This is a genomic window from Streptomyces sp. NPDC051173 (genome assembly GCF_040689515.1).
Lineage (GTDB): Bacteria > Actinomycetota > Actinomycetes > Streptomycetales > Streptomycetaceae > Streptomyces.
Genome location: NZ_JBFBBD010000015.1, coordinates 101,339 through 115,378, shown reverse-complemented (window position 1 = coordinate 115,378; position 14,040 = coordinate 101,339). Strand labels below are relative to the sequence as shown.

Here is a 14,040-nt window from a genome sequence, read left to right as displayed (position 1 = left end):
AAGCGCGAGCTCTTCGCCGCCTTCGACGACTGACCCCGCCCGGCCCGCCGGCGCGCCCCACCCCCACGGAACCGTCACGCATCCGAAGGAGCAGCGCTGGCGTCCGCGACCGGCCCGGTCCGGGCGGGGCACTACGGGCGTTACGACTGACGGTGCCCGTGCCCTCGGGCTCAGCCCCGGTCGGCCTTCCGCCTGGGCTTGCTCTGGGTGAGCGCCGCACCGGCCAGCACGATGACCGCGCCGACGGGGGTGTTCCAGGAGAGCCGCTCGCCGAGGAGGGCGACGCCCGCCACCGTGGCGACGACCGGGGTGAAGTACGTCGTCAGGGTCGCGGTCGTCGGCCCCACCTCGGCCACCAGCCCGTACTGCACGAGGAAGGCGACCCCGGTGCCCAGCGCGCCGAGGGCGAAGATCGCCAGCACGGACACGGCGGGGAAGGAGGTCGGCAGGGGGCTGACCAGCGGGGCCACGACGGCGAGTTGGACGGTGCCGAGGAGGAGCTGGCCGCCGGCCGTCGACAGGTGCGAGCCTCCGGTGGAGGAGAGGGTCCGGCGGACGTAGATCCAGCCGACCGCGTAGCTGGCCGAGGCGATCAGCGCCATCACCGTGCCCGCGGGGTCCTGGCCGGAGAAGCCCTGCCAGGCGCCGAGCACGGTGAGCACGCCGAGGAAGCCGATGCCCAGTCCGGCGAAGCGGCGCCGGGTGGGCCGGTCCTCGGACAGCGCGACGAGGGAGAGCACCATGCCCCAGAGCGGGGTCGTGGCGTTGCAGATGCCCGCGAGCGTGGAGGGGATGCTCAGCTCGGCGTAGGCGAACAGCGTGAACGGCAGCGCGTTGAGCAGGAACGCGGCGACCGTGAGGTGGCCCCAGGTGCGGGCGCCGTGGGGCAGCCGCTCCCGCTTGACGGCCAGCGCCACGCCGAGCACGGCCGTGCCGAACAGCATGCGGCCCAGCGAGACGTAGAGGGGCGCGAAGCCGTCGGTGCCCACCTTGATGAACAGGAAGCTGCACCCCCAGATGAGGGCGAGCGCGCCGAACCGGATCCGCCAGTCCACGGCGGCACGGCCCCGCCGGTCGGGAGCCGTGTCGCTCGAAGGGGCCGCGGGCGAAGAGGCCGTGGTCGGGGGTGCGGAGGGCGTGGAGGAGGCGGGAGTGGTGGTCACGGTGCGCATGTGCACAACAATGATCGACGCAACGGATTAGGACAAGCAAATAAAAACGCACAACATCGCGTAGCATCGCTTATATGTTGAACCTCGACCGCCTGCGTACCCTCAGCGCCGTCGCCCGCCATGGCTCCGTCAGCGGCGCGGCGGACGGGCTCCATGTGACGACGTCCGCCGTGTCGCAGCAGCTCGCCAAGCTGGAGCGGGAGACCGGCCAGCAGCTGCTGGCCAAGCAGGGGCGCGGCGTGCGCCTCACCGACGCCGGACGGCTGCTCGCCGACCACGCCTCGCGGATCCTCTCCCAGGTCGAGCTCGCCCAGGCCGACCTGGAGGCCCAGCGCGGCCAGGCCGTCGGCGAGCTGCTGGTCGGCGCCTTCCCCACCGCGGCCCGCGGCCTCTTCCCGGCCGCGCTCGCCGAGCTGCGCGAGGCCCACCCCCAGCTGCGCGCGCGGCTGACCGAGATGGACCCGGACAGCGCGGTGCCGCGCGTGGTGCGCGGCGACATCGACCTCGCGGTCGTCCTCGACTGGTACAACAAGCCGCTCCCCATGCCGGAGGGCCTGGCCAAGGCGCCCCTCCTCGACGACCCGGCCGACGTCGCGGTGCCGGTCGGCCACCCGCTCGCCGAACGGCGGGAGGTGGAGCTGGAGGAGTTCGCCGACGACGAGTGGATCTCCTGGCCCAACGGCGAGTTCTGCCACGACTGGCTGATGCTCACGCTGCGCGGCAAGGGAATCGAGCCGCGCATCTCCCACATGGCCGAGGAGCACCCCACCCAGCTCGCGCTGATCGCGGCCGGGCTCGGGGTGGGCATCGCGCCCCGCCTCGGCCGGGGGCCCGTGCCGGACGGCGTGCGCGTGCTGCCCGTGCGCCACACGATGCGCCGTCACGTCTACGCGGTCTGGCGCGCCGACGCGGACCGCAGGCCGTCGATCCGCGCGGCCGTCGACGCGTTGCGCGCTGTGGGGGAGAAGGTCTCCCGGCAGGCGTGAGGCTTGAGGCCCCGGGCCCCTCAGGGGTCCGGTCAGCCGTGCGGCAGTTTACGGAAGTCCCAGGACGTCACCGTCTCCGGGACCAGCCGCAGCCAGGCGTGGCGGCCGTCGTGCGGCATGGCGGGCAAGCCGAAGTACTTCGCCGCGAACAGGGCTTCCGGGGTGTCGAGTTCGGGACACGGAAGTCCCGTGCGCGGCGCCTCGCCGACGAACACGGCCGTCCCGGTGAGCTCGGCCCCGCGCAGCTCCCCGTAGGCCTCGCCGTCGTCGATCACCGCCGCCATGCGGGCGTCGCGCCGGAGCTCGGCCCAGCGGCGGCTGCGCACGAGGGAGTACAGCCAGAGGGCGTGCCCGTCCCAGACGAACCACAGCGGGGTGACGTGCGGGCGCCCCTGGAGCCCGAGGGTCGCCACCCGGCAGGTGCGCTGATCCGCGAGGAAGGCATCCAGCTCGGCGCGCGTCATCATGACCCGGCGGCCTCGGCGCTGGGCGGTGGCCATGTGTCTGCCCCCTTCGTTTTACTGACGACTCGTCAGAAAGCTTGCGGCTCCTCGCGCTTCCGCGCAATGGGCGGCGCCCCTTTCCTTCTGACGGACCCCCCTTCCCGCGGCTTTCCCGCGGATCCGTGCGCCGGCGGGGACAATCGCGGCAGCACCGATCCGACCCCGCCTCCGTATGGGAGCCCGCCGTGCCATCCGAGACCGTGTTGCTCACCGTCGAATGCCAGTGTGGTGTCGTAGGGCCCGGGAGCGCGCTGCCCGAGCTCGCCGCGGCCGCCCGCGCGTCCGGCGCACTCACCCGCGTCGCCCGCCTCGTGGCCGCCGCGCACGCCGCGGGCATCCAGGTCGTGCACGCCCTCGCCGAGCAGCGCCCCGACGGCCGCGGCACCGGGCGCAACGCACCGCTCCTGCGCGCCGCCGAGCGGCTGCCCGTACGGCAGTTGGCGGGCAGCACGGCAGTCCGCGTCGCCGACCCGATACCGGTCGGCGACGCGGACCTCGTCGTACGGCGGCTGCACGGGCTCTCGCCCCTCGCCGGTACGGGCCTCGACGCGCTGCTGCGCAACCTCGGCTGCCGCACCCTCGTGATCACAGGCGTATCGGCGAACGTCGCGATCCCCAACGCCGCCTTCGACGCCGTCAACCTCGGCTACACCGCCGTCGTGCCCACCGACGCCATCGCCGGGGTGCCCGCCGACTACACGGCGGCGATGATCCGCCACACCCTCGCGCTCGTCGCCACCCTCACCACCACCGAGGAGCTCCTGCGCGCGTGGCACCGCCCCCGCGGCACGGACTGATCACGCCAGACGGATCGTGTCCCCCTGTACGGTGACCCGCTCCGCCGACAGGGGCTCGTGCGCCGGGCCGTGCTGCACACTGCCGTCCTTGGCGCTGAACTTGCTGCCGTGGCACGGGCAGTTGATGGTGCCGCCCGAGATGTCACGGACCAGGCAGCCCTCGTGCGTGCAGACCGCCGAGAACGCCTTGAACTCGCCCTTCGCCGGCTGCGTCACCACCACCTTGCTGTCCGGGAAGACCTTCCCGCCGCCCACCGGGATGTCGGCGGTCTTCGCCAGGGCCCCGGCCGCGCCCGAGGAAGGGGCGGTGGAGTTCCCGGGGGCGCCCGCCTGTGACCCCGAGGCGCCCGGCGCCTCGGAGGACGTCGGTGCCGGGGTGCCCTTCTTGTCGTCCGAGCCGCACGCGGCGAGCGCGGCCACGAGGCCGGAGACCCCCGCGGCCGCGACGACGGTACGACGGCTCGCACCGGGCCGGACCGGTGACGTATGTGTCATGTTCGCTCCTCTGGGCTTGTCGGTTCCCTGGGGTCATACGGACTCGACAGCAGCCCTGTTCAACCATCCAGAGCGTTTCTCAGGAAATTCACCTCGAACAGCAGCAACTGCCCGGCAGTGCCGCCGCCCGCCATATGAGTCGCACCGGACAACGGCAGCACCGTGTGCGGCCTGCCCGCCGCCAGCAGCGCCGCGGACATCCGCAGCGTGTGGGCCGCGGTCACGTTGTCGTCCGCCAGGCCGTGGATCAGCAGCAGCGGCCTGCGCAGCAGAGGCGCGTCGTGGATCGTCGAGGAACGGGCGTAGTGCTCCGGTTCCTCGTCCGGGTGGCCGAGGAACCGCTCCTTCCAGTGCGTGTCGTACAGCCGCTGATCGCTCGGGGCCGCGCCGGAGACCGCCGCGTGGAAGATCTCCGGGTGCCTGAGGACCGCGGCCGCGGCCAGTGTGCCGCCGAACGACCAGCCCCGGATGCCCACCCGCCCCAGGTCCAGGTCCGGGCAGTGCGCGGCGGCCGCCCGCAGACCGTCGATCTGGTCCTCCAGCACGGGCGTCAACTGGTCGCCGTGGACCGCCTTCTCCCAGGACGGGCCGCGGCCGGGCGTGCCCCTGCCGTCCACGGTGAGCACGGCGAAGCCCTGTTCCGCGAACCACTGGGCGACGCACGACATCCAGGTGCGCGCCCGTACGGCCAGCCGCACGCCCGGCCCGGAGTACGGGCAGAGCAGTACGGGCAGCCTGCGCGCCCCGGGCTCGTGCCACGACGGGAGGAAGAGCAGGCCGGGCAGTTCGCGTTCGCCGAGCGTGAGGTGTTCCGGGCGCGGTACGACGAGGGGGTCGGCGGTCAGGGAGCCGATCGTGCCGACGGGTTCACCGTCGCGCAGGACGGTGACCCTGTGGCCCTCCGGGGTCCGGCTGTCCAGCACTACGGTGGGGCCGCCCATGGCGGCGGTGTGCACGCCGGGCTCTCGGCTCAGCCGCGTGAGGCCTCGCTCCGGTTCGTAGGACCACACATGGCGTTCGAAGGGGCTGTCCCAGCCGGTGAAGAGCACGCGTTCGCCGTCCGTGCCGAGCACCTCGGCGACCTGGAGGCCGTCCGGTGTAAGGAAGCCACCGATCCGCAGGCGCCGGGTGTCGCCCCGTTCCCAGGGGACGACCGGGGTGCCGGAGGCCGTACGGGCCGGTGCGCCCGGCACGAGTTCCACCCAGGCCGGATCGCGTCTCTCGTGCAGCAGCTCGGTCGTGCCCGTGGTGGGGTCGACGGCCAGCACGCGCAGCACCCGCTGGTCGCGGCTCTGCACGCTGATCACGGGGCCGTGGGCGTCCCAGTGGGCCGTGGCCAGATACTCGAACGCGGCGCGGTCCCACAGCACTTCCGCGCGCCCGCCGTCCAGCGTCACCACGTGGAGGGTGACCTCGGCGTTGGCCGTGCCGGCCGCCGGATAGCGGAACGCCCGGGGCGGCTTCGCCGGGTCGGCCGCGTCGCCGAGGTGCCACAGCGGCATGGGCGTGGGGTCCACGCGGGCCACGAGCAGGGCACTGCCGTCGGGCGCCCACCAGTGGCCGCGCCGCCGGCCCATCGACTCGGCGGCGGCGTGTTCGGCCAGGCCGTAGGTGACCTCGGGCGCCTCCGGCGCGAGGCACAGCCGCTCGGTGCCGTCCAGGGACATCACGCGCAGGGCGCCGTCGCTGACGTAGGCGATGTGGCGGCCGTCCGGCGAGGGGCGGGGATCCACGGCGGGGCCCGCGGCCGGCAGGGGGAAGGACGGCCCGCCGGACGTGCGGACCGCGCGGAGCGCGCCGCCCACGGTGTGGACGACGAGGCGGACGTCCCGGTCGGTCGCGTACGACACGATGCCTTCCGACCGTTCGCGGGCCCGCTCCCGCCGGATGCGCTCCGCCTCCGGCAGCGGGCCGTCCGTCACCTCAGCCGAGGCGAGCAGCCGTTCCCGCCCGCCCTCGTGGAGCCACAGCTCGCCGAGCGGGTCCAGGCCGCCGCGCGTGCGGGTGAACACGACGCGGCGGCCGTCGGGTGAGACGGTGAAGTGGCCCGGGGCGCCGAGCGAGAAGCGCCGGCTGAGGGCGAAGCGGCGGGGGAAGGCGGAGATGTCCATGGCGCACCCTGACAGGGAGCGGCCCGCGGCCGCGACCGGATTCCGCCCACCACCGCAGTAGCCTGGGGCAATGCTCCCCGAAGTCATCGCCACCCGCTATGTCACGCCCTTGCGTGAGGGTGGCTCGCTCCCCGGCATCGTCGAGGCCGACGATCTCGGCACGTACGTCATGAAGTTCACCGGCGCCGGACAGGGCCGCAAGACGCTGGTCGCCGAGGTGATCTGCGGACAGCTCGGCCGCGCCCTCGGGCTGCGCGTGCCCGACCTGGCGCGGATCCAGCTCGACCCCGTCATCGGCCGGGGCGAGCCGGACCAGGAGGTGCAGGGGCTGCTCAAGGCCAGCGGCGGGCTCAACCTCGCCATGGACTTCCTGCCCGGTGCCCTCGGCTTCGACCCGCTCGCCTTCGAGGTCGACGCGGCCGAGGCCGGGCGCGTGGTGTGGTTCGACGCCCTCATCAACAACGTCGACCGCTCCTGGCGCAACCCCAACCTGCTGGTGTGGCACGGCGAGATGTGGCTCATCGACCACGGCGCCACCATGATCTGGCACCACAACTGGCCGAGCGCGCGGGCCGCGGCGGGCAGGGCGTACGACGCCTCCGACCACGTCCTCGCCTCCTTCGGCCCGGACGTCGTCGCCGCCACGGCAGCCCTCGCCCCGCGGGTCACCGAGGAACTGCTGACGGCGGTCGCCGCCGACGTGCCCGACGAGTGGCTCGTGGACGAGCCGGGCTTCGACGGCCCGGACGCCGTGCGCCGCGCCTATGTGGAGGTGCTGCTGGAGCGCGCCGCGACCGTCGGCGACCGCGTCACCCTCGGCGAACGCAGCAAGGACAAGCCCTCGCAGGCGCCGGAGTGGGTGCGTGTCAGGCTCGACGGAAGGGCCGGGACATGACCGGGCGCCACAACGGACGTGACGTTTTCGAATACGCGCTGCTGCGCGTCGTCCCCCGCGTCGAGCGGGGTGAGCTGATCAACGCCGGGGTCGTCGTCTACTGCCAGGCGAAGTCCTTCGTCGCCGCCCGCGTCCACCTGGACGAGGCGCGGCTGCTGGCCCTGGACCCGACGGCCGACGTCGCGGGCGTACGGGCCGCGCTGGGCGCCGTCGAGGGCGTCTGCCTCGGCGGGGAGCGGGCCGGGCAGGCCGCAGGTGACGATCCGGGGCGGCGCTTCCGCTGGCTGATCGCCCCGCGCAGCACCGTCGTGCAGCCCGGCCCGGTGCACACCGGCCTCACCGCGGACCCGGAGCGTGAGTCCGAGCGCCTCCTCGACCTGCTGGTCAGGTGAGCGACGTCAGGTGAGCGACGAGGCGTTGACAGCGGGTGGCGGGGCTTCTAGCGTCTGATCCGCCGAAGGTACTAAGCGGTCGCTCACCCGCCGGTGCGGGAGGGCGGTCCGCCGGGGCCCCTCGGCGCCGTCGACGTTTCCGAGGTGAGGAGAGCCCCGCATGTCCACCACCGAGCAGCGCGTAGCCGTTGTCACGGGCGCGGCCCGTGGCATCGGCGCGGCGACCGCCGTCCGGCTGGCCGAGGAGGGCCGGGCGGTCGCCGTCCTCGACCTCGACGAGGCGGCCTGCGCGGACACCGTGGAGAAGATCGCGGCGGCGGGCGGCAAGGCCCTCGCCGTCGGCTGCGACGTCTCCGACGCGGCCCAGGTCGAGGCCGCCGTCGCCCGGGTCGCCGCCGAGCTCGGCGCCCCGGTCATCCTCGTCAACAACGCCGGTGTCCTCCGCGACAACCTGCTGTTCAAGATGAGCGAGGACGACTGGGACACCGTCATGAACGTGCACCTGCGCGGTGCGTTCCTGATGTCGCGCGCCTGCCAGAAGCACATGGTCGACGCGGGCTTCGGCCGTATCGTCAACCTCTCCAGCAGCTCGGCCCTCGGCAACCGCGGGCAGGCGAACTACGCCGCCGCCAAGGCCGGCATGCAGGGCTTCACCAAGACGCTCGCCAAGGAGCTCGGCAAGTTCGGCGTCACCGCCAACTCCGTCGCCCCCGGCTTCATCGCCACCGACATGACCGCCGCCACCGCGGCCCGCGTCGGCATGGGCTTCGAGGACTTCAAGACCGCGGCGGCGAGCCAGATCCCCGTGCAGCGCGTCGGCGAGCCCGCGGACATCGCCAACGCCGTCGCCTTCTTCGCCGGTGAGCAGGCCGGCTTCGTCTCCGGCCAGGTGCTGTACGTGGCCGGCGGACCGCTCAACTGACGGGGGAGGACGGACATATGACCGTGCAGGACAGCGGAAAGGTCGCGCTGGTCACCGGCGCCAGCCGCGGCATCGGCTACGGCATCGCCGAGGCGCTGGTCGCCCGCGGCGACCGCGTCGTCATCACCGGGCGCAACGAGGACGCCCTCAAGGCCGCCGTCGAGTCCCTGGGCGCCGACCGGGTGATCGGTGTGGCGGGCAAGGCCCACGACGAGGCCCACCAGGCCGCCGCCGTGGAGCGCGCGATGGAGACCTTCGGGCGCGTCGACCACCTCGTCAACAACGCCGGTACGAACCCGGTGTTCGGTCCGATCGCCGACCTCGACCTCGCGGTCGCCCGGAAGGTCTTCGAGACCAACGTCATCTCGGCGCTCGGCTTCGCCCAGCAGACCTGGAAGGCGTGGCAGAAGGAGAACGGCGGGGCGATCGTCAACATCGCCTCCGTCGCCGGGCTGGGCGCCGCGCCCTTCGTCGGCGCGTACGGCATCAGCAAGGCCGCCATGGTCAACCTCACGCTCCAGCTCGCGCACGAGATGGCGCCGGGCGTGCGGGTCAACTGCATCGCCCCGGCGGTGGTGAAGACCAAGTTCGCCGCAGCCCTCTACGAGGGGCGCGAGGAGGAGGCCGCCGCCTCCTACCCGCTCGGGCGGCTGGGGGTTCCGGAGGACATCGGGGGCGCGGCCGCCTTCCTGCTCTCCGACGCCGCGGGGTGGATCACCGGACAGACACTCGTCATGGACGGCGGGATCCTCCTCAACGCGGGCTTCTGACCGGCTCCCGGCCCTCCGCCGGAGGGCCGGGCGTCAGGCGTTGTCAGTGGGCGCCGGTAGGTTCTCCGATGAGAGTGGAACGAACCCCGGAGGTTGTTGGCGTGACCGTCACCGACATGCTGCCCGAGTCCTGGCGCGGAGTCCTCGGCGAGGAGCTGGAGAAGCCCTATTTCAAGGAGCTCACCGACTTCGTCGAGGAGGAGCGGTCGAAGGCGCCGGTCTATCCGCCGCGCGGCGAGGTCTTCGCCGCGCTGGAGGCCACGCCGTACGACCGGGTGAAGGTCCTCATCCTCGGTCAGGACCCCTACCACGGCGCCGGGCAGGGGCACGGCCTGTGCTTCTCCGTCCGGCCCGGCGTGAAGACCCCGCCCTCCCTGCGGAACATCTACAAGGAGATGCGCGAGGAGCTCGGCCACGAGGTGCCGGACAACGGCTTCCTGATGCCGTGGGCCCAGCAGGGCGTGCTGCTGCTCAACGCGGTCCTCACGGTCCGCGGCGGCGAGCCCAACTCCCACAAGGGCAAGGGCTGGGAGAAGTTCACCGACGCGGTCATCCGCGCCGTGGCCTCCCGGCCCGACCCGGCCGTCTTCGTGCTGTGGGGCAACTACGCCCAGAAGAAGCTCCCCCTGATCGACGAGACACGGCACACCGTCGTCAAGGGAGCCCACCCCTCGCCGCTGTCGGCGAAGAAGTTCTTCGGCAGCCGCCCCTTCACCCAGATCAACGAGGCGGTGGCGGCCCAGGGGCACGAGCCGATCTCCTGGCAGATCCCCGACCTCGCCGTCTGACCCGGCGGCTGCGAGGAGGCCGTGCCCTTTGAGGGAGCGGCCTCCTCGCCGGGCCTCAGTGCCCGTACACCTGGCCGCAGATGCGCGAGGCGTCGCTGCCCTGCTCCCAGTGGCCGTAGGTGTGCCCGAGCGAGCAGACGCCGCTGCCGGAGCTCCGGGGCGGTGCCGCCGGCCGGGGTTCGGCGGCGCGGCCGGAGGTGGGGGGCGCCTGCGGTGGATTGCGGGGGAGGGGGGAGTCCTCGCCGGTGGGGCCGGGCCGGCCCGGTGGCTCGGGCGGGCGGCCGGAGGTCTCGGCCGGGCCCGAATCACGCGAGGCCGGGCCTGAATCGCGTGAAGGGGACGAGGAGTTCCTCGGAGGGCTCTTCGTGGACTCCGAGGGGCGGGAGTCGTGCGAGCGGTCCGCCGGTTCCCGGGGGTCGGCCGGATCCGCCGGTGCCGGGTCGGCGGGGTCCCTGGGATCTCCGGGGCTCCAGCCGTCCGTGGGTGTCCCCGGTGGTGCGTGGGAGGTCGGGTCCCGGGAGGGATCGCCCGGTGGCCCGCCCGAGGCGTCCGGTCCGATGTCGATCAGGGCCTCGCGGGGCCGGCCCGGACCGGCCGGCCCGCCGGGGCGGGAGAGGGAGTGCTGCCGGCCGTGGCCGGTGGGCTGGGAGGGGACGGCCACGCACCCGGTGGCGGCCACGAGGGCCGCTGCCACCAGGGCGGTCGCCGCAGGCAGACGATGCATTCGGTCAACTCTGCTGCCCGCTCGGGTGCGTTGGGAATTCCCCGCAGGGGTGACGCGCGGGTGGTGGCGCTCTTCCGCCGGCTGTCCCGCCTCGGCTCTCAGTCCCCGGTCGCCCCGTCGATGCGCTCGCGGATGAGGTCCGCGTGGCCGTTGTGGCGGGCGTACTCCTCGATCATGTGCGTGTAGATCCAGCGGAGGTCGAACTCCGCGCCGTCGCGCTGGTGGATGCCCCGGTCGTCGAGGGAGCGGCCGCGTGCCGCCTCGCGGGCCGCCGCGATCTCCGCCTGCCATGTGGCGTAGGCCTCCTCCCAGGTGTCCTGCTCGGTGACGTGGATGTCGCCGTCGGGCTCCTCGTCGCTGTAGAAGATCGGCCCGGCCGACCGCTCGCCGCCGAGCACGCGCCGGAACCAGCCGCGTTCGACCTCGGCCATGTGCCGTACGAGGCCCATGAGGGAGAGCGGCGAGGGCGGCGCCGAGGGCTCGCGCAGCTGCCGGTCGTCCAGCCCGGCGCACTTGAGGGCCAGGGTCGCGCGGTGGTAGTCGAGCCAGCTCTCCAGGCTGGTGCGCTCGTCGGAGACGGTGGGCGGTTCGGGGCGTTCGCTCGTGGTCGTCATGGTGGGCATCCTTCCGCCCGGACGCGCCGCGCCGCCACGGATTATCGCTCCAGCATGCCGCGCAGCAGTTCGCCGGCGCCGGCGCGGAGCTGTCCGAGGTCCGGGGCGTCGGTGTGGAAGGACCCGGCGACGCAGGAGAACATCATCCCCTCGCACCACGCCACGAGGGACAGCGCGTGCCGTTCCGGGTCGCGGGACCCGTTCGCGGCCATCAGACGGGTGAGGGGGTCGCGGAAGACGCGGCCCGCCGAGTCGTAGATCCGCCGCAGTTCGGGCCGCCGGGCCGCCTCCAGCGCCAGCTCGTAGCGGGCGATCAGCAGGGCCTGCTGCCCGGTCAGCGAGCGGTGCAGCGCGAGCGCGACGGCCTCGGCCAGCGCGTCGCGCCCGGCGTCCGGGCCCGGCAGTTCGGGCAGGCCCAGCACCTCGCTCTCACGGAGGGCGAGCCGCCGCACCGCGACCTCCAGCAGGGCGAGCCGGGTGCGGGCCTGGTTGGAGGTCGAGCCGAGCGGAAGCCCGGCCGCCTCGTCCACGGCGCGGTGGGTCAGCCCGCGCATGCCGCGTTCGGCGAGCAGGGCGAGTGCGGTGTCGGCGATCAGCTGGGCGCGCGCGGGACCGGTGGCGGTCTTCTCGACTGGCATGCGACCCAACCTATCGCCATCACTACAACGGTAGTAACCTGATGGCAACTACACCCGTAGTAATGGAGGGGATCATGCGCGAACTCCGCGCGGTCGTCATCGGCGGCGGCATCGGCGGGCTCACCGCCGCGGCCGCCCTGCACCACCACGGCTGGACCGTCACCGTGCTCGAACGCGCCGCCTCGCTCGAACCCGTCGGCGCGGGCATCGCCCTGGCCGCCAACGCCCTGCGGGCCCTCGACACCTTCGGCGCGGGCGACGCCGTGCGCGCCCTGTCCGGCTGGCAGGCCGAGGGCGGCCTGCGCCTGCCGAGCGGCCGCTGGCTCTCCCGTACGAGCAGCGCGGCCGCGGCCGAGCGCTTCGGCGGCCCGGTCGTCGTCGCCCACCGCGCCGAACTCGTCGCCCTCCTCGCCGCGAGGCTCCCCGAAGGGGCCGTCCGCACCGGCGCCCCCGCCACGCTCACCGACCCCGGCGGCCCCGGGCGGCCCGCCAGGGTGGCCGCCCCCGAAGGCGACCTGGAGGCCGACCTCGTCGTCGGCGCCGACGGCATACGCTCCGCCGTCCGCGGCACCCTCTTCCCGCACCACCCGGCCCCGCGCTTCACCGGCCTCACCACCTGGCGCATGGTCGTCCCACCGCCCGCCCGGCCCTTCCCCGCCCACGAGACCTGGGGCCGCGGCCTGCTCTGGGGCACCGTCCCGCTGCACGACGGGCGCGTCTACGCCTACGCGCAGGCCAAGGCGCCCGCCGGGAGCCGCGCGCCCGACGGCGAACTCGCCGAGCTGCGCCGCCTGTTCGGCGGCTGGCACCACCCCGTCCCCGACATCCTCGCCGCCGCCGACCCCGCTGCCGTGCTGCGCAACGACGTCCACACCTCCGCGGCGCCGCTCCCCGCCCACCACCGCGGCAGGGTCGCGCTGCTCGGCGACGCCGCCCACCCCATGACCCCGCACCTCGGCCAGGGCGGCTGCCAGGCCGTCGAGGACGCCGTGGTCCTGGCCCACCTCCTCGGCGAGGCCGGCGGCGACCCCGCCCGCGCGCTGCCCGCCTACACCGCGCAGCGCCTGCCCCGCACCACGGAGGTCGTCCGCCGCTCCGCCCGCGTCGGCCGGCTCACCGCCCTCTCCTCCGCGCCCGCCTGCGCCCTGCGCGACGCGGCCGTCGCCGTGGTGAACCGCTTCGGGCCCCGCCTCGCCTTGCGGAGCCTCGACGGAGTGGCCGACTGGCGGCCACCAGTACACCCGTATGCTGCTCAAACGGAATCGCGATCCCAGGAGGCTCTGTGAAGGTCGGCTGCATCGGACTCGGGGACATCGCGGAGAAGGCGTACCTTCCCGTTCTCGCCTTCCGGCCGGAGCTGGAGCTCCACCTCCACACCCGCACCGAGGCCACCCTCCACCGGATCGGGGACTCCTGCCGGGTCCCCCGCGAGCGGCGCCACACCACGCTCGACGGGCTCCTCGCGGCCGGTCTCGACGCGGCCTTCGTGCACGCCGCCACCGCCGCGCACCCCGAGATCGTCACCCGCCTCCTCGACGCGGGCGTCCCGGTCTACGTGGACAAGCCGCTCGCCTACGACCTCGCCACCAGCGAGAAGCTCGTGCGCCTCGCCCAGGAGCGCGGGGTGAGCCTGATGGTCGGCTTCAACCGGCGCCACGCGCCCGCCTACACGCAGTGCGCGGACCACCCGCGCGAGCTCGTCCTCATGCAGAAGAACCGCGTCGGCCTCGCCGAGGACCCCCGCACGCTCGTCCTCGACGACTTCATCCACGTCGTCGACACCCTGCGCTTCCTCGTGCCCGGCACCGTCGACCACGTCGGCGTGCGGGCCAGGATCCGCGACGGGCTCATGGAGCACGTCGTGCTCCAGCTCTCGGGCGACGGCTTCACCGCCATCGGCACCATGAACCGGCTGAGCGGCTCCACCGAGGAGATCCTGGAGGTCTCCGGCCAGGACACCAAGCGGCAGGTCGTCAACCTCGCCGAGGTGATCGACCACAAGGGCCAGCCGACGGTCCGCCGCCGCGGCGACTGGGTGCCGGTCGCACGGCAGCGCGGCATCGAGCAGAGCGTGCTCGCGTTCCTGGACGCGGTGCGGGCGGGCATGGTGCTCGACGCGACCGACGCCCTGCGCACCCACGAACTGTGCGAGCGGATCGTCCTGACCGCACTGGAGCAGGCCACCTCCTGAGCACCGCCAGGCTTGGCCATAGCGAATGCTGCTGGCCGTGAG

At 73.8% G+C, this 14,040-nt stretch carries 16 protein-coding genes; 9 read left to right on the top strand and 7 right to left on the bottom strand.

Features of this window, described 5'->3' with window-relative positions; translation table 11 throughout:
* Positions 1–170 precede the first annotated feature (170 nt).
* Positions 171–1,172, bottom strand: coding sequence for a DMT family transporter (locus AB0435_RS11995; RefSeq protein WP_366002681.1), 1,002 nt, complete (start codon positions 1,170–1,172; stop codon positions 171–173).
* A gap of 74 nt (positions 1,173–1,246) precedes the next feature.
* On the opposite strand from AB0435_RS11995, the gene AB0435_RS11990 reads away from it, so the two are divergent.
* Positions 1,247–2,158 (top strand): LysR family transcriptional regulator, encoded by a 912-nt coding sequence (locus AB0435_RS11990; protein WP_366002680.1) that lies wholly within the window; start codon positions 1,247–1,249, stop codon positions 2,156–2,158.
* A 32-nt stretch (positions 2,159–2,190) separates the two neighbouring features.
* Here the strand turns inward: AB0435_RS11990 and AB0435_RS11985 are convergent, their stop codons facing one another.
* Positions 2,191–2,658 (bottom strand): pyridoxamine 5'-phosphate oxidase family protein, encoded by a 468-nt coding sequence (locus AB0435_RS11985; protein WP_366002679.1) that lies wholly within the window; start codon positions 2,656–2,658, stop codon positions 2,191–2,193.
* 188 nt (positions 2,659–2,846) lie between these two features.
* On the opposite strand from AB0435_RS11985, the gene AB0435_RS11980 reads away from it, so the two are divergent.
* Positions 2,847–3,458 carry an isochorismatase family protein gene (locus AB0435_RS11980; protein WP_366002678.1) on the top strand — a complete coding sequence of 204 codons (612 nt, stop codon included), beginning with the start codon at positions 2,847–2,849 and terminating at the stop codon, positions 3,456–3,458.
* On the opposite strand, the gene AB0435_RS11975 is transcribed toward AB0435_RS11980, so the two are convergent.
* Both AB0435_RS11975 and AB0435_RS11970 read right to left on the bottom strand, forming a co-directional pair.
* Complete coding sequence (locus tag AB0435_RS11975) at positions 3,459–3,953, bottom strand: Rieske (2Fe-2S) protein (protein WP_366002677.1); 495 nt, start codon at positions 3,951–3,953, stop codon at positions 3,459–3,461. It abuts the gene before it with no gap.
* 59 nt (positions 3,954–4,012) lie between these two features.
* Positions 4,013–6,064, bottom strand: a complete 2,052-nt coding sequence (locus AB0435_RS11970; protein WP_366426796.1) for a prolyl oligopeptidase family serine peptidase — start codon at positions 6,062–6,064, stop codon at positions 4,013–4,015.
* A gap of 70 nt (positions 6,065–6,134) precedes the next feature.
* Between AB0435_RS11970 and AB0435_RS11965 the strand changes: the two genes are divergently transcribed.
* From AB0435_RS11965 to AB0435_RS11945, 5 genes are all read left to right on the top strand, one after another.
* A complete protein-coding gene (locus AB0435_RS11965) occupies positions 6,135–6,959 on the top strand; it encodes a HipA family kinase (protein WP_366426795.1) in 825 nt (274 codons plus the stop codon).
* Positions 6,956–7,351 (top strand): DUF3037 domain-containing protein, encoded by a 396-nt coding sequence (locus AB0435_RS11960; RefSeq protein ID WP_366002674.1) that lies wholly within the window; start codon positions 6,956–6,958, stop codon positions 7,349–7,351. The genes AB0435_RS11965 and AB0435_RS11960 overlap by 4 nt, the downstream gene beginning before the upstream one ends.
* Before the next feature lie 160 nt (positions 7,352–7,511).
* Positions 7,512–8,273 carry a 3-oxoacyl-ACP reductase FabG gene (gene fabG, locus AB0435_RS11955; protein ID WP_366002673.1) on the top strand — a complete coding sequence of 254 codons (762 nt, stop codon included), beginning with the start codon at positions 7,512–7,514 and terminating at the stop codon, positions 8,271–8,273.
* A 17-nt stretch (positions 8,274–8,290) separates the two neighbouring features.
* The gene (locus AB0435_RS11950; protein ID WP_366002672.1) at positions 8,291–9,043 is read left to right on the top strand and encodes an SDR family oxidoreductase; all 753 of its coding nucleotides are present in this window, start codon (positions 8,291–8,293) and stop codon (positions 9,041–9,043) included.
* A 101-nt stretch (positions 9,044–9,144) separates the two neighbouring features.
* The gene (locus AB0435_RS11945) at positions 9,145–9,831 is read left to right on the top strand and encodes a uracil-DNA glycosylase (protein WP_366002671.1); all 687 of its coding nucleotides are present in this window, start codon (positions 9,145–9,147) and stop codon (positions 9,829–9,831) included.
* A 55-nt stretch (positions 9,832–9,886) separates the two neighbouring features.
* Here AB0435_RS11945 and AB0435_RS11940 read toward each other — a convergent pair whose 3' ends face one another.
* The 3 genes from AB0435_RS11940 to AB0435_RS11930 all read right to left on the bottom strand — a co-directional run bounded on the left by AB0435_RS11940 (position 9,887) and on the right by AB0435_RS11930 (position 11,807).
* Positions 9,887–10,555, bottom strand: a complete 669-nt coding sequence (locus tag AB0435_RS11940; RefSeq protein WP_366002670.1) for a hypothetical protein — start codon at positions 10,553–10,555, stop codon at positions 9,887–9,889.
* A 98-nt stretch (positions 10,556–10,653) separates the two neighbouring features.
* Complete coding sequence (locus AB0435_RS11935) at positions 10,654–11,169, bottom strand: DinB family protein (protein ID WP_366002669.1); 516 nt, start codon at positions 11,167–11,169, stop codon at positions 10,654–10,656.
* Between the two features lie 41 nt (positions 11,170–11,210).
* Positions 11,211–11,807, bottom strand: coding sequence for a TetR/AcrR family transcriptional regulator (locus AB0435_RS11930; protein ID WP_366002668.1), 597 nt, complete (start codon positions 11,805–11,807; stop codon positions 11,211–11,213).
* 74 nt (positions 11,808–11,881) lie between these two features.
* Here AB0435_RS11930 and AB0435_RS11925 point away from each other — a divergent pair, with 74 nt between their 5' ends.
* Positions 11,882–13,093 carry an FAD-dependent monooxygenase gene (locus AB0435_RS11925; RefSeq protein WP_366002667.1) on the top strand — a complete coding sequence of 404 codons (1,212 nt, stop codon included), beginning with the start codon at positions 11,882–11,884 and terminating at the stop codon, positions 13,091–13,093.
* Positions 13,090–13,998 carry a Gfo/Idh/MocA family oxidoreductase gene (locus AB0435_RS11920; RefSeq protein ID WP_366426794.1) on the top strand — a complete coding sequence of 303 codons (909 nt, stop codon included), beginning with the start codon at positions 13,090–13,092 and terminating at the stop codon, positions 13,996–13,998. The genes AB0435_RS11925 and AB0435_RS11920 overlap by 4 nt, the downstream gene beginning before the upstream one ends.
* Positions 13,999–14,040 lie beyond the last annotated feature (42 nt).